Source organism: Nocardia cyriacigeorgica, from assembly GCF_010858045.1.
Taxonomy (GTDB): Bacteria; Actinomycetota; Actinomycetes; order Mycobacteriales; family Mycobacteriaceae; genus Nocardia; species Nocardia cyriacigeorgica_E.
In genome coordinates this window covers 1-399 of sequence record NZ_JAAGVC010000138.1, presented here as the reverse complement: position 1 = coordinate 399, position 399 = coordinate 1, and the positions used below count along the sequence as shown (strand labels likewise).

Annotated in this window: 1 pseudogene; it reads left to right on the top strand. The window is 67.7% G+C overall.

What is annotated here, in order from left to right:
- A pseudogene (locus GV790_RS29085) lies at positions 1-399 on the top strand (adenylate/guanylate cyclase domain-containing protein); the annotation flags it as partial.

The window sequence follows — 399 nt, the reverse complement described above, 5'->3', positions numbered from 1 at the left end:
TGCATACGCGCTGGCCGCTGTACTTGGCGTCGATGCTGCTTGCCAACGCGTTCGGCGCTGTGCTGGTGTGGGCGTTCATCCAGTACGGGCTGCCGGTGCCCGAAGGCGAGCTCGGCGGCCCGCGCCGGGTCGGCCTGCTGATCCCGGCACTGGTCTTCGCCATCGGCGGCCTGCTGAGCGTGGTGGCCTCGGCGTTGATGCTGCGGCCGGTGATGCGCTGGCAGGTCCGTGGTGGACCGCCGAGCAGACAAGAACAGATGGCCGCACTGCATGCGCCGCTTCGGCAGTCGATTCTGCATCTCGCGTTGTGGATCGTCGGCGGCGCGGTGCTGGCCTCGTTGATCATCGTCGACACACCCGAACTTGCCGGCGCGGTGATCGTCACCGAATGTATGGCCG